The following is a 21,057-nucleotide window of genomic DNA, read 5'->3' as shown; positions in this document are numbered from 1 at the left end:
AGGCCGACGTCAGTCGTCGTCACCGGGCCCCGGACCTCGAACGCCGGGGCTTTTTCCATCCGCACCCGAGACGAAACGAAGACCGGGCACCCTCAGGGCAAACCGATCTGACATCTCCACCGAACAAACGAAGCACCGCGACATCCGTCGCTCTATGGGAGGGAACCCTCATGCGTACATCACCGAATCGCCTCGTCGCGATCATCTTCGGCGCCGTCTACATCCTGGTCGGCCTTCTCGGCTTCACCGTCACGGCGGGCGTGGACTTCATCGCCACCGACGGTGGCCTGCTGTTGGGCATCTTCGAGGTGAACCCGCTGCACAACATCGCTCACCTCCTGATCGGCGCAGCGCTGCTGATCGGCGGCCTGTCGGGCGTCCGCGCCGCGAAGGGCGTCAACATCGTCGTCGGCCTCGCGTACCTGCTGCTCGGCATCGTCGGCTTCTTCATCGAGGGCGGCTCGCTCAACATCCTCGCCCTGAACACGGCCGACCACATCCTCCACCTCGGCAGCGCGCTGATCCTGCTCGGCGTCGGCTTCGGCACCGACCGCGCCGTCGCGCCCCGCTCGGCCGTCTGATGAGCCTCGCCGCCCTGACCCGTTCCTGGCCGTCGCTCGCCGCCTGGGGCGCCGGGCTCGTCCTGCTCGGGCTCAGCGGCGGCATGGTCACCCGCGGGGTCGACGTCGCTTCACGCGGCGTCGGCCTCGTGCTGGCCGCCGTGGGGGCGGTCGCCCTCGTCTGGGGGATCGTCGCCCTCGCTCGCGGCCGCCTGGTGGCACCGCGGCTCGCCATGGCGATTGCACTCCTCGGCACACTGTTCGCCGGGGTGGCTCTCTTCGTCGACCCCGTTCGAGTGAGCGTCCACGCCGTCGCCGTCGCGGTGGTGCTGTGGCTCGCGCTCGGGGTCGCCGCAGCCGTCCTGCTGCGCCGTCGCTCCCGCTCGTCGGGCGCCGTCGCCGACGCGACTCGTCAGGCCGGCCCCGCACCCGCGGCCGGCGTCCTCGGCATCGTGGTCGGCGCGCTCGCCGTAGCCATCCTGGTGACGCCCGCTCTCAGCGCCGCCGAGGCCGGAAGCTACGTCGACGACAGCGGCAACCCGATCGTCGTGCCCGGCCACGGGCACTGACGACGCCGGCTCACCGGGATCTCAGAGCGGACGGATCCGCCACGAAGCCTCGTCCGAGCCCCCGGGGGCGATGAAGCGCAGGCCGGTGTCGTAGTCGTACCGAGCGTCGTTGAAAGCGTCAGGTGCGCAGGTCATCGGCTCCACCGCAAGACCCGCGCGATGGCCCGGCTGCGCCGGCCCGCCCGGCAGGTCGGCGGTGTGCACCTGCACCCACGGACATGACTCGTCCCAGCTGATCTCGACCCCCGATCCCGACGGATCGACGACGCGCACGGCGGCTCGGCCGGCGGCATCCCGGACGACGTCGGTGAACGCGTGATCGATCTCGACGGCTCCGAGCACGCGCGCCTCCCGGAAATCGAACCCGGCGACACCGTCGACATCCTTCACCGCGATCGGCGCGAGCCGGTCGGGGGTCACCTCGAGCACCCGGTCGGCAGGAAGCTCGAGGGTCCACTCGTCCAGCGGCGCAGGCCCCGCGACGAGGTAGGGATGCGGGCCGGTGCCGAAGGGTGCGGCATCCGCACTCTCGTTGGTCGCCCGCACCGTCTGCGTCAGGCCGTCGGCGCCGAGCCGGTACGTCGTCTCGACGCGCAGCGTCCACGGGTACGCGGTCTGCGCCACCACCGTGGCCGCGAGCGTGACGTGGTCGGCCGCGATGACCACCGCCTCGAAGTCGAGCCAGGCGACCAGCCCGTGGAGGGCGTGACGGCGCTCGGGCTCGGTCAGCGCCAGACGGTATCGCCTGCCACGCACCTCGTACTCGCCGTCGACGACGCGGTTGGGCCACGGCGCCAGCGTCGCCCCCCGGTACCCCGGGCGCACCTCGTCCTCGCCGTAGGGCACCACGAGGTCACGACCGCCCACACGGTACGAGCGCAACGACGCCCCCACGCTCGCGACGATCGCCTCGGCCTCCCCGGCGCGCAGGACGTACGACGTTCCGGATGCCGCCACGGGCGTCCCCTCTCGGTTCTGGTGTCCGGAGCTCACAGTCCGCGGGCCAGGCGGTAGTAGGCCTGGTTCCAGCGGAGCTCCTTCTGGAATCCTCGCACCGTCGTGTCATCGTCGATGACCACGAGCTCGGTGCCCGCGATCTCGGCGAAGTCTCGGAAGACCTCGAGCCCCACCGCGGTCGTCATGACCGTGTGGTGGGCGGCGCCGGCGGCGAGCCAGCATGCGGCCGAGGTGGCGAAGTCGGGCGCCGGCTTCCAGATCGCGCGGCCCACGGGCAGCTTCGGGAGGTCGGGGGCCTCGACGTTCTCGACGACGTTCGCCGTGAGCCGGAACCGGTCGCGCATGTCGCTCAGTGCGACAACGAGCGCGGGACCCGGGTCGGCGGTGAAGACCAGACGCACGGGGTCGTCCTTCCCGCCGATGCCCAGCGGGTGGATCTCCAGTCGCGGCTTCGCGGTGGTCAGCGACGGCGAGACCTCGAGCATGTGGGCGCCGAGGATGCGCTCCGAGCCGGGGACGAGGTCATAGGTGTAGTCCTCCATGAGGCTCGCGCCACCGGGAAGACCGGCGCCCATGACGTTCGCGACGCGGACGAGGATCGCGGTCTTCCAGTCGCCCTCGGCGCCGAAGCCGTAACCTTCGGCCATGAGGCGCTGCACCGCGAGGCCGGGCAGCTGCTTCAGCGCGCCGAGGTCCTCGAACGACGTCGTGAAAGCGCCGAAGCCGCCAGCCTCGAGGAACGAGCGCAGGCCGACCTCGATGGCCGCGCCGTCGCGCAGCGACTGGTGCCGCTCGGCGCCGGGGAGCAGTTCGTCGGCGACGTCGTACGACGCGGTGTATTCGGCGACGAGGTCGTCGATCTGCTCGTCGGTGGCCGCGGCGACCGCATCCGCCAGCTCGTTCACGCCCCAGGTGTTGACCTGCACGCCGAACTGCAGCTCGGCCTCCGTCTTGTCTCCCTCGGTGACCGCGACGTAGCGCATGTTGTCGCCGAAGCGCGCGAGCTTGAGGGTGCGGGCGGCCTGCCAGCCGGCGGCGGCACGCTGCCAGTCCTCGACCTGCTGCGTCACGGCCGGGTTCGACACGTGACCGACGACGGTCTTGCGCGGCACCCCGAGTCGCGTCTGGATGTATCCGAACTCCCGGTCGCCGTGGGCGGCCTGGTTGAGGTTCATGAAGTCGAAGTCGATGTCGGCCCAGGGCAGTTCGACGTTCGCCTGGGTGTGCAGGTGCAGGAGGGGCTTGCGCAGCGCGTCGAGACCCGTGATCCACATCTTCGCGGGGCTGAAGGTGTGCATCCACGCGATGACGCCCACCACCGAGTCGTCGGCGTTCGCGTCCAGGGCCAGCCGGCGGATGGAGTCGGAGTCCTTCAGGACCGGCTTCCACTCGACCCGGACGGGAAGGCCTGCGAGGCCTGCGACGACCTGCTGCGACTGCTCGGCGACCTGACGCAGGGTCTCGTCGCCGTAGAGGTTCTGGCTGCCGGTGACGAACCAGACGGTGTACTGCTCGAGCGAGGTGGAGAGGGGCATGATTTCTTCTTTCGGTTCTCAGGAGAGGGCGGCGACGGCGGCGCGCTCGATGGCGAGTCCGGCGTCGTAGCGTTCGAGGTAGGCGGCGAAGCCCACGGCGTCCGCGGCATCCGGGGCGGCGACCGCGACGGGGGCGGCGGCGAAGACACGCTGACGCAGGTAGCCGTCGAGATCGACGTCGGCGCTGTGCGACAGGTAGTCGGCGAGCACGGCGATCCCCCAGGCACCGCCCTCGGATGCCGTCTCACCGACAGCCACCGGCGCGCCGAGGGCGGCGGCGAGGAAGCGCTGCGCGACACCGGCAGTGCGGAACATGCCCCCGTGGGCGAACATGCGATCGATGGCGACCTGCTCGCCCGCGAGCACCCGCATACCCAGCGCGAGCGTACCGAACACCCCGTACAGCTGCGCACGCACGGCGTTGCCCAGCGTGAACCGGCTGTCCGGGGTGCGGACGAACAGCGGACGCCCCTCGTCGGTTCCCACGATCGGCTCGCCGGCGAGGTGGTTGTACGCGAGCAGTCCGCCCGCGTCGGGCTCGGCCGCGAGCGCCTCGCGGAACAGCACGTCGTAGACCGCGTCGGCCGGGAGGGGCGAACCGGATGCCGCCGCGAAGCGCTCGAACATCCCCGCCCAGCCCGCCAACTCGCTCGCGCCGTTGTTGCAGTGGACCATCGCGACCAGGTCTCCCGCGGGCGTGGTGACGACGTCGATCTCGTGGTGCCTGCTCTGCAGCGGGCGCTCGAGCACGACCATCGCGAAGATGCTCGTACCGGCGCTGACATTGCCGGTGCGCGGAGCGACGGCGGCGGTGGCCACCATGCCCGTGCCGGCATCGCCCTCGGGCGGGCAGAACACGACGCCGGCCCGCAGGTTCGACGCGGGGTCGAGCAGCGCCGCGCCCGCCTCGGTGAGCACGCCGGCCCGCTGCCCCGCGACGCGCACGACCGGCAGGAGCGAGCGCAGCCCGCCGGGCAGGCGTACGGCGGCGCGGGCGTCGTACCGGTCGATCCGGCTCTGGTCGTAGTCGCGGGTCTCGGGGTCGATGGGGAACATGCCCGAGGCGTCGCCGACCCCCAGGACCTTCTCTCCGGTCAGGCGGCCGTGCACGTAGCCGGCCAGTGTCGTGACGTGCCGGATGTCGGCGACGTGCGGCTCCTCGTCGATCACGGCCTGATGGAGGTGGGCGATGGACCAGCGCAGCGGGATGTTGATGTCCAGCAGGTCGCTCAGCTCGGCGGCGGCCGGCCCCGTGCTGGTGTTGCGCCACGTGCGGAAGGGCACGAGGAGGCGGTCGTCGGCGTCGAACGCGAGATAGCCGTGCATCATGGCCGAGACGCCGATGGCGCCGAACGTCTCGGGGGTGACGTCGAAGCGCTCCCGCACCTGCGCGACGAGGTCCGCGTAGGCGGCCTGCAGACCCGCCCACACATCCTCCAGCGCGTACGTCCAGCGCCGATCCTCGAACCGGTTCTCCCACGCGTGCGACCCGGTAGCGATGACATCGGTGGGGTCCGGACCGATCAGGCACGCCTTGATGCGGGTCGAGCCGAACTCGATACCCAGGCTCGTACGGCCGGCGACGATGTGGTCGCGGATGACGCTGGTGCTCACGGATACCTCCATTGGTCGTGCAGCGGTTCCATCATGTTACCGGTAACACGCGGTGGACGCACGTACGACGAGCTCCGGTCGCTGCGGACCCGCGGAGTTGTCGTCGCCGAGCAGCACCTGGACGCACCGTCGGGCCTCACCCGCGATGTCGAGTCGAACCGTGGTCAGCGGCGGACGGTAGAAGGCGGCGTCGGGATGATCGTCGAAGCCCACCACGCTCACCTCGCCGGGTACGTCGACGCCGAGCGCGGCGAGCCCCGACACCAGCCCGAGCGCCATCTGGTCGTTGGCCACGACGAATGCCGTCGGAGCCTCCGCCGTGCGCAGCACCGGCGCGATCTCGGCGGCGAGGGCGGCGCCGGAACCGGCCGACCAGTCGCCGCGCCACCGCCCGGCCGCGGTCAGCCCGCGCCGCGCCAGGGCCGCCTCGACGCCGGAGTCGCGGGCCACGGCCTCGAGCCACTCGGCGGGGCCCGACACCTGGGCGATCCGACGATGACCGGCGTCGGCGAGGTGGTCCACCGCGAGGGCGGCACCCTGCGCCTGGCGCGCCGCTCCCCCGGCCCCGGGCTCGCCCGCCTCGCCGTGGAGGGGAACGACGGGAACCCCGATGCGCGCGGAGGCGAGCGCGGCGAGCGCGGCGGTGTGCGGTGCGACCACCACGATGCCGTCGACGCCCTGCACGAGGAGGTGGTCGGCTGCGGCGGTCACGCTCGCGGCATCCGTCCCGTCGGCGTACGCCGTCGCGATCCACCGGCCGGCCGAACGCGCGGCGCGTTCCAGGGCGGCGATGCCGGCGGCCGGGCCGAACAGGTGCGTGTCGGTCGCCAGCACCCCGATCGTCCGCGTCGTGGCCGTGCCGAGCGCCCGGGCCGCGTTGTTGACGCGGTAGCCGAGCTCGGACATCGCCGCGATCACGCGGTCGCGGGTCTCGGGGCGGATGTGGGGGTGGTCGTTGATGACGCGCGACACGGTCTGCGTCGACACACCCGCCGCGGCTGCGACGTCCCGCACGCCCGCCCGTGCCCGCCCGGGCGCCGCTTCGCTCATCTCGCCAGGCTAGCGGGCGTCATCCCTTGACCCCGCCGGTGCCGAGACCCGACTGCCAGTAGCGCTGAAGGAACAGGAAGGCGATGACGAGAGGCAGGATCGAGACGAACGAACCGGTGATCACGGTGGAGAACACCGCCTGCGACCCGCCACCCGCCGACGCCGCAGCCTGCAGTTGCGCGAGTCCGACGGTGATCGGGTAGAGCTCCGAGGAGTTGAGCATGATCAGCGGGAGGAAGTAGTTGTTCCAGGTCCCCACGAGCGAGAACAGGAACACCGTCACGAGGCCCGGTCCCATGAGCCGCAGGCCAACCTGCCAGAAGATGCGGAACTCCCCTGCCCCGTCCATCCGCGCCGCCTCGATGAGGCTGTCGGGGATCGCGTCGGCCGCGTACACCCGCATCAGGTACACCCCGAACGGCGACACGAGGGAGGGGATGATGATCGACCAGGGCGTATCGGTCAGCCCCGCCCGGGAGAAGAGCAGGTAGGTCGGCAACGCCAACGCCGTCAGCGGGATCATGATCGCACCGAGCGTGATGCTGAACAGTGCGGAGCTGCCCGGGAAGCGGTACTTGGCGAAGGCGTAGCCCGCCATCGCGGCGAGCAGCGTCGCACCGATCGCCGATACGCCCGCATAGAGCACGGTGTTCAGCATCCAGCGGCTGAACAGCCCGCCGCGCGTCGTGAACAGGTCGGCGAGGTTGTCGAAGAACGAGAACTCCGGCGCGAACCACAGCCCGAACGAGGAGAACAGCGCGGACGTGTCCTTCGTGGAGGCCACCGTGAGCCACCACAGCGGGAGCAGGAAGTAGGCGACGCAGGCCCACAGGACGATGGTGAGCAGCCAGCTCCGGCGCCGCTGCGGCGTGTACGGCCGCGGCCGGCGACGACCGCGGGGCGTGCGACCGGTGACGATGGCTCGGGTCTCGAGGGAGGTCATGCCGTTCCCTTTCGCTCGCGGCGTTCCCGGCGCTGCTCGCCCAGCTGCACCACGTAGGACACGACGGCGATGACGAGCCCGAGGAGGAATGCGATGGCCGAGGCGTAGTTCAGCTCCTGATTGATGAACGCGAGATTGTAGGCGTAGTAGTTCGGGGTGAACGAGTTCGAGATCGCGTCGGGTGCGACGGCGTTCAGAAGGCTCGGTTCGTTGAAGAGCTGGAACGATCCGATGACGGAGAAGATCACCGTGAGGATGATCGCTGGCCGGATCGCGGGGATCTTGATGCTCCACGCGGTGCGGAACTGCCCGGCCCCGTCGATCTCGGCGGCCTCGTACAGCTCGGCCGGGATCGCCCGCAGCGCCGCGTACATGATGATCATGTTGTAGCCGACGAACTCCCACGTGACGATGTTCATCATCGAGCCGAGGATGCTCTGCGGCGACAGGAAGTCGGGGGTGCCGAATCCGACGGCCCGCGCGATCTGCGCGAGCGGACCGAAGTCGGGACCGTAGAGGTAGCCCCACATGAGGGTGGCGATCACGGCCGGGACGGCGTACGGCATGAAGATGAGGAGCCGGGCGCTGCGCGAGCCCCGGGCACGACCGCTGTCGAGCGCGAGCGCGAAGAACAGCGCCAGGCCGAGCATGATCGGCACCTGCACGACGAGGAACGTCGCGACCCGACCCAGACCGCCCCAGAAGTTCGGGTCGCCGAATGCGCGCAGGTAGTTGGCGAGGCCGACGAAGCTCTCCCCTCCGATCAGCCGTCTCTCGAAGAGGCTGAGGTAGCCGGAGTAGACCAGCGGCACGACGAGCATCGCCACGAAGACGACGAAGAACGGAAGGACGAAGAGGTAGGCCGCACGATGCTGCCTCCGCGTCGCGGTCGAGGGCCGACGCGTGGCGCCGGCTCGGGTCTGCGTGGTGGACATGTTGCTCCTGGGGAAGAGTGGGGACCCGGCCGGAGCCGGGCCCCCACGTGCTCACTGGACCGTGAAGCCCTGGGCTTCGGCGTACGACACGAGCTGGTCCTGCCAGGTGTCGAGGGCGGCGGAGATGTCACCGCGGTCGGCGATCACCGTGCCCAGCGTCTCCTCGTAGCTCGAGTAGACGTAGTCCATGAACGGCAGCCACTGGAAGTCCGTGTCGACGGTGTCGGAGATCTCCGCGAACAGCTTGTTGACCTGCTGGCCGCCGTAGAACTCCGACTCCTGGTCGACGAACGCGGGGTCCTCGAGCACCGACGTCTGCGGCGGGTAGAGGAACTGCTGCGTCGCGAGCTGCATGGCCGACTCCTCGTCGTGGTTGATGAACTGCGCGAGCATCGCCGCGGCGATGGGGTTCTCGCTGCTGGCGAGCACCGCATCGGCCGAGCCGCCCCAGTTTCCCGAGACGTTCTGCCCGGCCTCCCACTGCGGCAGCGGCGCCGCGCGCCACAGCCCCGTGGTCCCCTCGGCCGTGCCCTGCAGGAACACCGGGCCCCACGCGGCCGTCAGCCAGCCGGCGTACTTGCCGCTGGCGAGCCCCTGGTACCAGGCGTCGTTGAAGTCGACGTCGGTCGAGATGAGGTCGCGCTGGATGAGATCGGTCCAGTAGTCGGCGACCTCCTTGGCCCCGTCGCTGTTGACGTCGATCGTCACCGTCTCGGCCCCGTCGTAGCCGAACGGCTTGACGCCGGCCTGCCAGAAGAAGCCGATCATCTGCCCCGCCTGCGTGGCGCCGAGGTTGGAGATGTACGAACCGGTCGATGTCTTGACCGCCTCGGCGGCCTGCGCGTACTCCTCCCATGTGGCGGGCGGCTCGGTGATGCCCGCCTGGGCGAGGATGTCCTCGCGGTACAGGTTGCCCATCGGGCCGACGTCCTGCGGAATCGCCCACACCTGCTCGCCCGGGGACACCTGGTTCCACGCCCACTCGACGTAGTCGCCCGAGAGGTCGTCGGCGCCGTACGGCGTGAGGTCGAGCAGCGACTCGCCCAGCACGAACGAGGGGATGTACTGGTACTCGATCTGCGCGACGTCCGGGGCGCCTTCGCCCGCCTCGATCGCACTGCGCAGCTTCTGGTAGTGGGGCAGGCCCTGTCCGACGTTCTCCACGGTGACGCTGATCTCGGGGTACTTCTCCTCGAACAGCTTCACCTCGTCCTCGATGTCGGGCACCCACGTCCAGAACGTCAGTTCCGTGGGCGTGGTCATCGCCTCGTCGATCTGGTCCTGGGTGACCGCCTCGCCCGAGGGGGCATCCGACGCGCTCGGGCTGCACCCCGTGAGCACGAGCCCCAGAACGGCGGCGCTTCCGAGCACCGACGCTGCTGCTCTCCGCGTGTTCCTCATGGTTTCCTCCTGTGATTGTGCGGATCGAAAGATCCCTTGGTGGCTCACTGCTCGAGCAGGGTCCGGGTAGACCACGCGGGCAGCGAGAGCTCGGTTCCAGCGGCGAGCGATTCGCCGGTCACGGCATCGGCGACGGCGGCAGCGATCTCGACCCGCTGCGGCTCCCATCCCCAGTTGAAGACGAACCACGCCCGCGCGCCGGTCTCGGTGCGCCCCGACGAGACGGTCACGGGCAGGGCGCGCCCGGGCGCCAGGGCATCGGCCAGCGGATGCGGCACCAGCCGGGCCACGAGCGCGGCGGCCAGCTCGGGCGAGGGGACGGTGCCGACGGTCGTGATCGAGCCGGCGCCGTGCGGGCGTTCCGCGACGGCGGCGAACGTGCCGAACCACGGGTGGTCGTAGCCGGCGAGGACCTCGGCGTCGCGGGCGATCAGCCCGTCCGCCCACAGGGTCGCGGCGGCGTCCGCGGGGAAGACGTCCGAGCGGAGCCCGAGGGGATGACGCAGGTTCGAGAACTCGGAGTAGCCCACCCCGGCTGCCTCCGTCAGCCGCGGCGGCGCCGCTTCGACGCGCGCCCGGCCCTCCTCGTCCGCGTAGCCGGTGCGGATGCCCAGCACGAGGCGCCCGCCCGCGTCGGCGTAGTCGCGCAGGAAATCGAGGTCGGCGTCGGCGGCGATGTACAGCGCCGGAGCGATGAGGACCGGGAAGCGCTCCGCGAGGGCGCGCGCCCCGATCTCGCGCGCCTGGCCGATGTGGAGGATGCGCGCCTGCGCGCCCGCCGCGATCACGCCGGCGTGGAACGTGTCGAAGATCCGCGTGTACGCGCCGCTGTCGGGCGCTCCGTCGGAGGTGACCAGGGGAGGTGAGAACTCGAAGGCGAACCGGCTGTCGTTCGACCAGAGCATGGCCACATCGGCATCCGGCTCGAAACCGTCCAACGCCGCACCGATCGCCCGGAGGCGACCGCCGAGCTCGCCGACCTCGTCGTAGATCCGACCGGGCTCCAGACTGTGCGGGAGGACACCGCCCCAGTAGGTCTCGGTGCCGTAGGGCAGCGTGTGCCAGTGCCAGTACTCGATCATCGCGGCGCCGCGCGAGATCAGGGCGAAGGCCGACTGGGCGAGTTGGCCCGGGTAGGGCGGGAGGTTGAAGTCGGGCCCGCCGATCGACTGCGCGTCGGTCTCGGTGACGAGGAACCGCGACTGCTTCGACGAGAACAGCCGGTCCGCCTGCCGGAAGAGCCCGGCCACGCCGCTCGTGGTCCACGGTGAGGCGGGAGGCAGCGTCTGCGCGGCATCGAGGTGGTCCTGCATCGCGTAGTAGGGATTGCCGGCGGTGATGTCGAGGGTGCGGACGAGGTCGTCGTCGGCCACCGCACGGCGCGGGTAGGCGATGCATGTCGTGACGAACTGCTCGGGCACCGCATACTCGCGGACGATGTCGGCCTGCCAGGCGATGAACTCGGTGGTGAGGTCGGCCTGGTAGCGACGCCAGGCCAGGTCGTACTCGGGCAGGGTGTTGCCGTCGGGGGTCCACAGCTCCGACCAGTCGGCGATGCGGTGCGACCAGTACGTGAGGCCCCACTCGCGGTTGAGCGTGTCGACGTCCCCGTAGCGAGCCTCGAGCCGGCGGACGAACCGCCGGAACGTGCCGCGGTTGTGCAGCAGCAGCAGGCCGGGCTCGTTGTCGACCTGGAACCCGATCACGGCGGGGTGGTCGGCGTAGCGCGACACGACGGCGCGGATGATGCGCTCGGCGTGGAACCGGAAGGCCGGGTGGGTGAAGTCGACCTCCTGCCTTCCGCCCCACGGCACCGGCTGCCCGGTACGCGTCTCGCCGGCGATCTCGGGGTGCGCGCTCTGCAGCCACGGCGGCACGGCATAGGTGGGCGTGCCGAGGATGACGCGGATGCCGCGGGCGTGGGCGGCGTCGAGCACGGGCTGCAGCCAGTCGAGGTCGAACTCCCCGTCGCGCGGCTCCCACGTGGACCACACCGACTCGCCGACCCGGATCACGGTGAAGCCGGCGTCGACCATGAGGTCGAGGTCGGTCTCGGTGCGCTCGTCGCGGTGGTACTCGGCGTAGTACGCCGCTCCGAAGAGGATGCCGGTCGGGCGATGGCTCGGTCGCGAGAACATGTGACTCCGTCGTCGCAGGGAACCGAAAACTCCGATGTTTCCGATAACAATCCCCGTTGCGGACTACTATGTTGCCGATAACATGGGATGTCAAGAGCCGTATCCGACCCGTTTGCCGAGAGGGGGGACGATGTCCTCGACGACGCATCCCACCGACCACGGCGGCCGCAAGCCCGCGACCATCTACGACGTCGCGACGTCGGCCGGGGTATCGCATCAGACGGTCAGCCGGTTCCTCGCCGGGTACGAGGGCATCCGACCCGCCACCCGCGCACGCGTCGAGCGCGCTCTCGTGGAACTCGGGTACCGACCGAACATGTCGGCGCGCAGCCTGAAGTCGGGGCGTTCGCACCGGATCGGCGCTCTCACCCACGAGACGGCGCAGGTCGGTCCGAGCCGCATCGCCGAGGGTGCGGCGGCGGCCGCCCGCGACGCCGGCTACGTGCTCGATCTGATCTCGGTCGACCTGCACAATCCGCACGCCATCGACGACGCGCTCGGACAGCTCACCAGTCACAGCCTCGCCGGCGTGCTCGCCCTCGTATCGACCGACGAGATGCGCGACGCCGTCACCGCGGCCCGCTTCGACGTGCCCGTGGTGATCGAGCGCGAGAGCGACGACGCGCACGGCATCTCGGAGTCGGGGATGCAGGCGCTCGTCGCCCACCTCGCCGGGCTCGGCCACCGCCGTCTGATGCTCATCTCCGGCCCCCCGAACTGGTCGTCCGCGCGAAGCCGCGAGCGCTCCTTCCACGAGGCCGTGGCGGGGCTGGGCCTCGAAGCCGAGCCGACGCGTCACGGCGACTGGTCACCGGCCTCCGGCTACGCCGCGATCACGGGAGCTCCGCTGCGAAGCACGGCCGTCGTGGCTGCGAACGACCAGATGGCCCTCGGCGCGATGCTGGCGCTCAAACGCCAGGGGCTCGCCGTGCCGACCGATGTCAGCGTCGTCGGCGTGGACGACATCCCCGAGGCCGAGTTCTTCGATCCCCCGCTGACCACGGTGCGCAACGATTTCGCCGCGACCGGACGATACGCCGTCGAAGAGCTCATCGCGCGCATCGAGGGCACACCGACCCCGGCGCCGCCCGTCCGCCTCGCCGACCTGGTGGCGCGGGACTCGTCCGCCCCGCCCCGCAGCGCCTGACGCCGCGGGCGGCGCGGCCCGGCGTCAGGCGATCGCGGTGCGCCGGGTGAGGTCGGGATGCCGCGGCGGCACCAGCCAGTTCACGACGGCGATCGCCAGGGGCAGGACGACGGCCAGCGCGATCACGAGCCACCAGGGGACGTCCGCGAGTTCCAGGGGCAAGGCTCCCCCGGTCGCGCCCGTCGACTGCATCTGGAACCCGATGGCGGGCAGAACGCCGGCGCCCGCACCCGCGAGGGTCCCGAAGCCGGCGATGACGAGGCCCTGCCAGAACCCGATGCTCCGACGCAGCCGCGCACTGCCGCCCACGGCCGACAGCGTGGCGTCGTCCGGTCTGCGCTCGAAGCGCGCGAGTCCGAGCGCGACCGAGCTCGCGCCGAGCACGAGCACCGCGATGGCGGCCAGCAGCGGGACGAGCCAGGCCGACGCATCCGGCGGCCCCATCTCGACCGAGGCGCTCAGCGCGTAGTCGTCGCTGGGCGGGGTCGAGCCGATCTGCACGACGCGGTCGCGCTGGGCCTGGGTGGGAGCGTCTGCGAACGTGCCGAGGACGGTCTCGGGCCGCGCGTCGATGCCGAGGGCGTCGGCGGTGGCGGGGGCGATCGCCACGGCCAGACTTTGGGCCGGCCGCTCGACCTCGAGTGCGGGAACCTCCCGGGACCACAGCGGATCGGCCACCCGCTGCCCGGGCTCGGGTTCGAAGATGTTGTCGGGGGCCTCGGCGGGATCCCCGCTCTCGCCCCACTGCCACACCCGCTCCGACCACGCGGCGACCTGGATCACGCCGTCGGTCGCGAGGCCGTCGACGAGGACGAGTGCGGCACCGTCCTCGTACGCGCTCCGCTGGGCAGCGCTGAGCGCCGCACCGGTGCCCGCCTCGATGTCGTCCGGCGAGACGACGGCGATGTTGTTCTGCGGCGACCACCGGCCGCCTCCGCTGAACCCCTGGGCACGCGGCGTCAGCGAGCGCTCGGGGGTGACCGCGACGGCTCGCACGAGATCGGCGGGGATGTCGTCGGGGTTCTCGGTCCAGAACTCGGCCTGTCGACCGATCATCGCCACGCGCTCGACGCCCGCCTCGCGCAGAAGGCCCTCGGCGACGCTCGCCGCCTCGTCCATCCGGTCGTCGCTGAGCGGCAGCGGGTTGGTGCCGGCGGGCCAGATCGACACCGTGGCCGTTCCCACCGGCGATGCGTAGGGGTAGCTCCGCGCGGCCTGGGCTGTCGTCATGCTGCCGAGCGCGACGGCGAAGACGCCGATGAACACGGTGGCACCGACCGCGGCGAACGCCGGCACCGTGCGCGATCCGTTGGCGACGGCATCCCGTGAGGCCATCCGCGCCGCCACACCCAGCCGCGACAGCCCGAGCGACGCCAGCCACAGCAGCCAGCGCCCCGACAGCACGACGCCGAGCTGCGCGACCACCGGCCCCGCGATGATCCCGACGATGGGCAGCCACCTCAGGGGCGAGTCCCAGGTCAGGTCCCGACTCGCCGAGACCGACGCCGCCGCCACACCCGAGACGACCGTGAGCCCGACACCCGCGATGATCATCGCCGACCCCCAGAGCGGCCGCGAGGCGCGCACCCCCTGCGGGCGCCGGGCGCCGCGGAGCGCGCCGATGACGTCGGACTTCGCGACCGTCCGCGCCGGGACGAGCGCGGAGACCGTGCCGACGGCCAAGGCGAAGACGAGGATGCCGGCCAGGACGGGCCAGGGGACATGGAACCCCCAGAACCCCGTCGCCGAACCGTCGTCGGTCACGGCGATGACCGCGGCGGCGATGCCGATGCCCGCCCCGATGCCGACGAGGCCGCCGGCCCCGCCGAGGACCGACCCCTGCAGCAGGATCGTGCGCCGGAGGTCGCGCGCGTCGGCCCCCACGCTCGCGGCGATCGCCAGCGCGCGCTGCTGGCGCCGCGCGCTCACGGCGAACGCCGCACCGGCCAGCATGATGACCAGGTACGCGGCGAAGGCGCCGCCTGCCGCGAGGGCGACCACGAGCTGCCACATGCTCGAGGTCCGCTCGTCGACGATCGGACTGCCGTCCGCACGCGCCGGCGGCGGATCGAGGACGACGTCGCGCGAGAAGGCCAGGATGCCGGCCGTGTTGAGCTCCTGGACGTCCGGCCAGCTCAGCCGGAGGTCGGGCAGGTACCAGCGGGCGCTCTCGAATCGCGTCGCGTCGGGGAACGCGACGGCGCTCGCCTGGGACGACAGTCGCGACGCCGTGAAGACGCCGACGATCTCGTACGCCCGCCCGTCGGGCGACTCGGTGAGCGTCCCGCCCACAGCCGCCCCGGTGCGCTCGAGCGTCGGAACGGTGACGATCACCTCGCCGTCACCGCGCGGCGCACGCCCGTCGACCAGAGCGAAGGCGCCCGCGAAGCGGTCGTCCCAGATCTCGCCGCCCCACGCGGGCACGACGGCGGCGCCCGTGACGGTCTCGATCCGCGCCTGCCCCTCGGTGACCGGTATGGCCTCGGTCCCCGCGGGCAGCACGCCGTCGATGTCGGTGCGGACCGCGCCCTCCGGTGCGGACGACGCGCCCGTGTCGACCACGTATTCGCTGTTCGACGGCGACGTCGGATCCTGCCACAGTCCGGCGCCCGGGACTCCGACCGGCGCGACCCACGCCTGCATCCCGCCGAGCTCCGCGCTCACCCGCTCCTCCGGTGTCGCGATGAGGCTGTCGACGTAGACGGCGACGCCGGACATCCCGGCGATCGGGAGCGCGACGAGGAGGACGATCAGGATGCTCGACGCGCGCCCGCGACGCACCTGACGCTGCGCCAACCGCAGCGTGACCCGCCACCGTGCCGCGCGCGAGGTCTCGGGAGCCGTGCCGCGGCCGCCCCCGCGGCGACGCCCCCGGGTGGACGTCGCCGCCGCCGCGTCGCGCCGGCGCCGACGCCCGTCCGCCTCGGCCGTCTCGGTCGCCCGGGTCATCGTGTGCCGCTCAACAGCTCGTCCGCCCCGGTCCGGCGGGATTCGTCGACGATCCGGCCGTCGCGGAGGAACACGATGCGGTCGGCCCACGCCGCGTGCCGCGCCTCATGGGTGACGAGGATGCCGCCCGCGCCCTGGTCGATCCGGGTGCGGAGCATCTTCATGACCGCCTCGCCCGTGACCGAGTCGAGGGCTCCGGTCGGTTCGTCCGCGAGGATCAGCCGGCGTCCGCCGACGACGGCGCGGGCGATCGCGACGCGCTGCTGCTGACCGCCCGAGAGATCGTCGGGGTAGGAATCGTCCTTGGCCTCGAGCCCCACCGATGCGAGCGCCTCCTGCGCCGCCCGACGCGCGGCGCGTGACCGGAAACCGTCGAGTTCGAGCGGGAGCGTCACGTTCTCGAGCGCCGTGAGGGTGGGGATGAGGTTGAAGTCCTGGAACACGAAGCCCAGCGACCGGCGCCGCAGCTGCGCGAGATCGCGAGCCGACGCGGTCGAGAGGAAGCGCCCTTCGACGATCACCTCACCAGAGGTCGGCGTCTGCAATCCCCCCGCGATCGACAGGAGCGTCGATTTGCCCGAGCCCGAGGCGCCCATGATGGCCACCAGCTCGCCTCGCGCCACCGAGAGGTCCACGCCGCTGAGGGCGGAGACGGAGGTCTCGCCTTCGCCGTACTGCTGGGTGACCCCCACCAGCCGGAGGATGTCGTCGCTCACGCCGAGGCCTCCGTCTTCGCGGGCCGGCCACGCTTGGGCTTCTCGGTCGACAGGGCGAGCGTCATCGCGTGCTGCGGGTGCTGGGCGAGGCGCTGCTCGGTGTGGTCGAGCCAGCGCACCTCCGCTTCGGCCGCGAAGATCATCGAGTCCACGACGAGGGACCACGCGAGCTCCTCCGGCCCGTCGGGGCCGTTGCCGGCGTACTTCGCGCGGTTCAGACTCTGCAGTTGCGCGACCGACGCGCGCCGCTGCGCCTGGATGACCTCGGCGACATCCACCCCGGGCAGGGTCGCGGCGACGGCGAGCTTGATCGCGAGCTCGTCGCGCGTGCCGGAGGACCGCTCGACCGGCGAGGCGAGCCATGATGCCACCTCCGCGGCACCGGCATCCGTGATCTGCCAGTAGACGTGTCCCTGCTCGTCGACGTCGCCCTTCTCGACGAGGCCGTCGCGCTCGAGGCGGTCGAGGGTGTTGTAGATCTGCCCGACGTTCAGCGGCCAGGTCGATCCGGTGCGCCGGTCGAACTCGGCCCGTAACTGGTAGCCGTAGCACGGGCCCTGATCGAGGATCGCCAACAGGCTGAGTCTCACCGACATGAATGTCCCTTCGGCATACCGGGTATGTAGTTTGCGAGTATATACATACCGGGTATCCATTGAAAAGCTGCGGGCGTCGGGCCCGAGTCCTCGTCATCGCGCCGCCGGTCGCGTGCCCGTCGTAGCCTGGTTCGACGGACCCGCAGGAGAGGTGACGGGATGGAAGACGACCCGCGCATCGCGGCCGCCCGCTATCGAGCGCGGCAGGATGGCGACGAGGCGGAGCCGGACGATGCACCCGTGCCGACCGAGCGCGAGCGCGCCGCCTACGTCGAGACCGCGATCCAGCAGGCGATGCGGCGCGGCGACTTCGACAACCTGCCCGGTGCGGGCAAGCCGATCGAGGGCCTCGGCGAGCATCACGACCCCGACTGGTGGATCCGGCGCAAGATCCGGACGGAGCAGTTGTCGGGACTCGGTCCTCCCGCCCTCATGCTCCGGACCGAGCACGCGCAGTTCGCCGCGCGAGCCGACGCGCTGCACCGCGAGGAGGAGGTGCGCGAGTACGTCGAGGACTTCAACCGACGCGTGATCGAGGCCCGCCGCCAGCTCCTCGGCGGCCCGCCCGTGGTGACACCGACACGCGACGTCGACGCCGAGGTCGCCGCATGGCACGAGCGGCGCGCCTCGGCCGCACCCGCCCCCGCCCCGGCGCCGCCCACGCGACCGCGTCGGCGGCTGTTTGGTCGCTGAAGCGCCGGAGCCCCCGGCTCAGCGCAGCGCCTGCTCCACGTCGGCGAGCAGATCGTCGACCGACTCGATCCCGACCGAGAGCCGGACGATCTCGACCGGCACCGCCGCCTCCGTACCACGCACCGAGGCGTGGGTCATGGCGTCGGGGTAGTTCACGAGCGACTCCACGCCACCGAGCGACTCGGCGAGCTGGAACAGGCGCGTCGACTCGGCGAAGCGCCGTGCCGCGTCGCCCGATTCCAGTGCCAGCGACAGCATGCCGCCGAAACGCGACATCTGCGAGGCCGCGAGCTCGTGCCCGGGGTGGGAGGCCAGGCCCGGGTAGAAAACGCGCGCGACCCGCTCGTGCCCGGCGAGGTACTGCGCGATCGCGCCAGCGTTCTCGCTGTGCCGCTGCATCCGGACGTCGAGGGTCTTGATGCCGCGCGTCGTGAGCCACGCGTCCATCGGTCCCGACACCGCCCCGGCCGCGAACTGCAGGAAGCCGATCTTCTCGGCCAGCGCGTCGTCGTCCAGCACGAGCGCCCCGCCGACCACGTCGGAGTGCCCGCCGAGGTACTTCGTCGTCGAGTGGACGACGACGTCCGCGCCGAGACCGAGCGGACGCTGCAGGGCGGGCGTGGCGAAGGTGTTGTCGACGACGACGGTCGCCCCCGCCTCGTGCCCGATCGCCGCGAGGCCCGCGATGTCGGTGATGCGCAGCAGCGGGTTCGACGGCGTCTCGACCCACAGCACCTGCGGAGCCCGTTCGGCGACGGCCGCGCGCACCGCGTCGAGGTCGCTCATGTCGACGATGCGCAGGGTGATGCCCCACGGTGCGAGCACGCGCGCGATGAGACGGTGGGTGCCGCCGTAGACGTCGTTGCCGAGCAGCACCTCGTCGCCCGGCGAGAGCGCGGCACGCAGCAGCACGTCCTCGGCCGCGAGCCCGGAGGCGAACGAGAAGCCGTGGGCTCCACCCTCGAGGGCGGCGAGCTGGGTCTGCAGTGCCGTGCGGGTCGGGTTGCCCGAGCGGCCGTACTCGTAGCCGCCGCGCAGCCCGCCGATGCCGTCCTGGGCGAACGTGGTCGAGAAGTGCACCGGAGGGATCACCGCTCCGGTGGTCGGATCGAACTCCTGACCGGCGTGGACGGCGAGGCTCGCGAGACCGCGTGCCGAATCGTGGGTGCTCATGCGTCGCTCCTGGGGGCGGGGGTGGTGGATGCTGCGGTGGTGGGGTCGTCGACGAGGTCCGCGAAGCCGTGCGCGCGCATCCAGCCGTCGTCGTAGATCTTCGAGAGGTAGCCGCGACCGTGATCGGGCAGGACCACGACCACCACGTCGTCGGGGCCGAGGTCCCGCGCCGTACGCAGGGCGGCGACGACGGCCATCCCCGACGATCCGCCGACGAGGAGCGCCTCCTCGCGTGCGAGGCGCCGTGTCATCGCGAACGACTCGCGATCGCCGACCCGCTCGTACCGGTCGACCACCGTGGGGTCGAACGTCTCGGGCCAGAAGTCCTCGCCGACGCCCTCGACGAGGTAGCGGCCGACCTCTCCGCTGTAGATGGAGCCGTCGGGATCGGCGCCGACGATCGTCACGGCGCCGCCGGCGACCTCGCGCAGGTAGCGGCCGGTGCCCGTGATCGTGCCGCCCGTTCCGACCCCCGCGACGAGATGGGTGATGCGACCGTCGGTGTCACGCCAGATCTCGGGGCCGGTGGTCTCGTAGTGCGACCGCGGCCCGTTGGCGTTGGCGAACTGGTTCGGCTTGAACGCGCCGGGGATCTCGCGCGCGAGGCGGTCCGACACGCTGTAGTACGAGTCGGGATGCTCGGGCGGAACGCTCGTGGGTGTCATCACCACCTCGGCGCCGTAGGCCCGCAGCACCGCGACCTTCTCGCCGGCGAACTTGTCGGGCACGACGAAGACCATGCGGTATCCGCGCTGCTGCGCGACGAGGGCGAGACCGACGCCGGTGTTGCCGCTGGTGGGCTCGACGATGGTGCCGCCGGGGCGGAGCAGGCCCTCGCGCTCGGCGGCATCGATGATGCGGCCGGCGATGCGGTCCTTGGCCGACCCGCCGGGGTTGGCGTATTCGATCTTCGCGAGCACCGTCGCGGCGATGCCCTCCGCCACCCGGCTCAGCCGGACGAGCGGTGTGTTGCCGACCAGATCGGCGATGGATTCTGCGTAACGCACGAGGGTGTCCTCAAAATGTCCGCGTGCTCAGAGACGCGGGTGCTGTCGGGTTCGTCGAAGGGGTGCCCAGGGGCACTCAGCGACAACAGCGACAGGTCTGCACGCGTCCACCTTAGGCGACGCGCCCGCGGGTGTCGAGCGGCGCCGGCGGGCGGGCGCCGTGCGGTCAGCGCGACGGCAGCCCGCGGCGCTCGAGCGAGGCGCGCATCGTGTGACGACCGTGCAGGCTCGCCGCATCCCGTACCCGCGCGATCGCCGCTCGGAGCCACCCGCGCGGCTCGCCCTGCGTGGCGTAGTACGCGGTGACGGCGGCATCGTAGACCGCGATCTCGTCGGCCTCCGGCAGCCGGTAGCGCTCGCGGTGCCGCACGACGGTCTGCGGGAGCCGCGGCTTGACGCCGGCCGGATCGTCCGGGTCGGGATGCCCGATCACGACGCCGAAGGCCGGAAAGGCGCCCGGGGGCAGCTCGAGCACATCGGCGATCTGCTCCGGGTTGTTGCGGACCGAGCCGACGTACACCGCTCCGAGACCGAGCGACTCCGCCGCGATGACGGCGTTCTGGGCGGCCAGCGCCGCGTCGACGAAACCGACGATCGTGCTCTCGATGTAGTCCACCGCCTCGGCCGGCTCGCCCACCCGACGTGCGAGTTCGCTCGCCCGCGCCCAATCGGCCACGAAGACCAGGAAGACGGCGCCGCGACGGATGAAGTCCTGATCGCCGGCCAGGTGCGCCAGTGTGTCGAGCCGCGCGGGGTCGCGCACCTCGACGACCGACCACGCCTGCAGGTTCGAGCTCGTCGACGCCGACTGCGCGGCGGCGACGATGGCCGTCACCGTCGCGTCGTCCACCTCCCCCGGTCCGAAGCGCCGGACCGAGCGGTGGCGGTACAGCAGCTCCAGCACCTCGTTGCGCGGCAGCGGTCGTGCCGGTGCCGCCGAACCGTAGCGGCGCAGCCAGCCGTCATCATCCGTCGTCGTCACGCGGGTCCTCCTCGGGTCGACGCCCATCGTAGGCACGAGCTCCCGAATCTGTCGGCGTGTGACGCATCGACGGCGTGCGGCGGGCTCAGCCC

At 71.6% G+C, this 21,057-nt stretch carries 18 protein-coding genes; 4 read left to right on the top strand and 14 right to left on the bottom strand.

Annotation, left to right across the window (positions count from 1 at the left end):
• Positions 1-170: 170 nt before the first annotated feature.
• On the top strand, positions 171-581 hold the full coding sequence (locus HW566_RS12210) for a DUF4383 domain-containing protein (RefSeq protein WP_178013243.1): 411 nt from the start codon (positions 171-173) through the stop codon (positions 579-581).
• Positions 581-1,129, top strand: a complete 549-nt coding sequence (locus tag HW566_RS12205) for a hypothetical protein (protein ID WP_178013241.1) — start codon at positions 581-583, stop codon at positions 1,127-1,129. The genes HW566_RS12210 and HW566_RS12205 overlap by 1 nt, the downstream gene beginning before the upstream one ends.
• 21 nt (positions 1,130-1,150) lie before the next feature.
• Here HW566_RS12205 and HW566_RS12200 read toward each other — a convergent pair whose 3' ends face one another.
• Genes HW566_RS12200 through HW566_RS12165 form a run of 8 tightly spaced genes read right to left on the bottom strand, consistent with a single transcriptional unit; the run spans position 1,151 to position 11,702 of the window.
• Positions 1,151-2,086: an aldose 1-epimerase family protein gene (locus HW566_RS12200; protein ID WP_256728701.1), complete on the bottom strand. Its 936-nt coding sequence runs from the start codon at positions 2,084-2,086 to the stop codon at positions 1,151-1,153.
• 32 nt (positions 2,087-2,118) lie between these two features.
• A complete protein-coding gene (araA, locus tag HW566_RS12195) occupies positions 2,119-3,621 on the bottom strand; it encodes an L-arabinose isomerase (protein ID WP_372955776.1) in 1,503 nt (500 codons plus the stop codon).
• Positions 3,622-3,639: 18 nt separating this feature from the next.
• Positions 3,640-5,247: a xylulokinase gene (locus tag HW566_RS12190; protein ID WP_178013237.1), complete on the bottom strand. Its 1,608-nt coding sequence runs from the start codon at positions 5,245-5,247 to the stop codon at positions 3,640-3,642.
• Positions 5,248-5,271: 24 nt separating this feature from the next.
• Positions 5,272-6,285: a LacI family DNA-binding transcriptional regulator gene (locus HW566_RS12185; protein ID WP_178013236.1), complete on the bottom strand. Its 1,014-nt coding sequence runs from the start codon at positions 6,283-6,285 to the stop codon at positions 5,272-5,274.
• Positions 6,286-6,304: 19 nt separating this feature from the next.
• Positions 6,305-7,228 carry a carbohydrate ABC transporter permease gene (locus HW566_RS12180; RefSeq protein WP_178013234.1) on the bottom strand — a complete coding sequence of 308 codons (924 nt, stop codon included), beginning with the start codon at positions 7,226-7,228 and terminating at the stop codon, positions 6,305-6,307.
• Positions 7,225-8,163, bottom strand: coding sequence for a carbohydrate ABC transporter permease (locus HW566_RS12175; RefSeq protein ID WP_178013232.1), 939 nt, complete (start codon positions 8,161-8,163; stop codon positions 7,225-7,227). The genes HW566_RS12180 and HW566_RS12175 overlap by 4 nt, the downstream gene beginning before the upstream one ends.
• A gap of 51 nt (positions 8,164-8,214) precedes the next feature.
• Positions 8,215-9,564 (bottom strand): ABC transporter substrate-binding protein, encoded by a 1,350-nt coding sequence (locus HW566_RS12170; RefSeq protein ID WP_178013230.1) that lies wholly within the window; start codon positions 9,562-9,564, stop codon positions 8,215-8,217.
• Between the two features lie 44 nt (positions 9,565-9,608).
• Positions 9,609-11,702: a beta-galactosidase gene (locus HW566_RS12165; protein WP_178013228.1), complete on the bottom strand. Its 2,094-nt coding sequence runs from the start codon at positions 11,700-11,702 to the stop codon at positions 9,609-9,611.
• A gap of 130 nt (positions 11,703-11,832) precedes the next feature.
• Here HW566_RS12165 and HW566_RS12160 point away from each other — a divergent pair, with 130 nt between their 5' ends.
• The gene (locus tag HW566_RS12160; protein WP_178013226.1) at positions 11,833-12,849 is read left to right on the top strand and encodes a LacI family DNA-binding transcriptional regulator; all 1,017 of its coding nucleotides are present in this window, start codon (positions 11,833-11,835) and stop codon (positions 12,847-12,849) included.
• Between the two features lie 24 nt (positions 12,850-12,873).
• Here the strand turns inward: HW566_RS12160 and HW566_RS12155 are convergent, their stop codons facing one another.
• Genes HW566_RS12155 through HW566_RS12145 form a run of 3 tightly spaced genes read right to left on the bottom strand, consistent with a single transcriptional unit; the run spans position 12,874 to position 17,110 of the window.
• Positions 12,874-15,798 carry an FtsX-like permease family protein gene (locus HW566_RS12155; protein ID WP_178013223.1) on the bottom strand — a complete coding sequence of 975 codons (2,925 nt, stop codon included), beginning with the start codon at positions 15,796-15,798 and terminating at the stop codon, positions 12,874-12,876.
• On the bottom strand, positions 15,795-16,514 hold the full coding sequence (locus HW566_RS12150; RefSeq protein ID WP_178013221.1) for an ABC transporter ATP-binding protein: 720 nt from the start codon (positions 16,512-16,514) through the stop codon (positions 15,795-15,797). Before HW566_RS12150 ends, HW566_RS12155 begins: the two co-directional genes overlap by 4 nt.
• Positions 16,511-17,110 carry a PadR family transcriptional regulator gene (locus HW566_RS12145; protein WP_178013219.1) on the bottom strand — a complete coding sequence of 200 codons (600 nt, stop codon included), beginning with the start codon at positions 17,108-17,110 and terminating at the stop codon, positions 16,511-16,513. Before HW566_RS12145 ends, HW566_RS12150 begins: the two co-directional genes overlap by 4 nt.
• A 159-nt stretch (positions 17,111-17,269) precedes the next feature.
• On the opposite strand from HW566_RS12145, the gene HW566_RS12140 reads away from it, so the two are divergent.
• A complete protein-coding gene (locus HW566_RS12140; protein ID WP_178013217.1) occupies positions 17,270-17,803 on the top strand; it encodes a DnaJ family domain-containing protein in 534 nt (177 codons plus the stop codon).
• A gap of 18 nt (positions 17,804-17,821) precedes the next feature.
• Here HW566_RS12140 and HW566_RS12135 read toward each other — a convergent pair whose 3' ends face one another.
• The 3 genes from HW566_RS12135 to HW566_RS12125 form a co-directional block, all read right to left on the bottom strand.
• A complete protein-coding gene (locus tag HW566_RS12135; protein ID WP_178013216.1) occupies positions 17,822-18,976 on the bottom strand; it encodes a cystathionine gamma-synthase in 1,155 nt (384 codons plus the stop codon).
• On the bottom strand, positions 18,973-19,983 hold the full coding sequence (locus tag HW566_RS12130) for a pyridoxal-phosphate dependent enzyme (protein WP_178013214.1): 1,011 nt from the start codon (positions 19,981-19,983) through the stop codon (positions 18,973-18,975). The genes HW566_RS12135 and HW566_RS12130 overlap by 4 nt, the downstream gene beginning before the upstream one ends.
• A 166-nt stretch (positions 19,984-20,149) precedes the next feature.
• Entirely contained in the window at positions 20,150-20,965 is an 816-nt protein-coding gene (locus HW566_RS12125) for a nitroreductase family protein (RefSeq protein WP_218621629.1), read from the bottom strand.
• Positions 20,966-21,057 lie beyond the last annotated feature (92 nt).

It is taken from the genome of Microbacterium oleivorans, assembly GCF_013389665.1.
GTDB lineage: Bacteria > Actinomycetota > Actinomycetes > Actinomycetales > Microbacteriaceae > Microbacterium > Microbacterium oleivorans_C.
The sequence above is the reverse complement of the archived record's forward strand: the minus strand, read 5'-3'. Positions and strand labels throughout refer to the sequence as shown.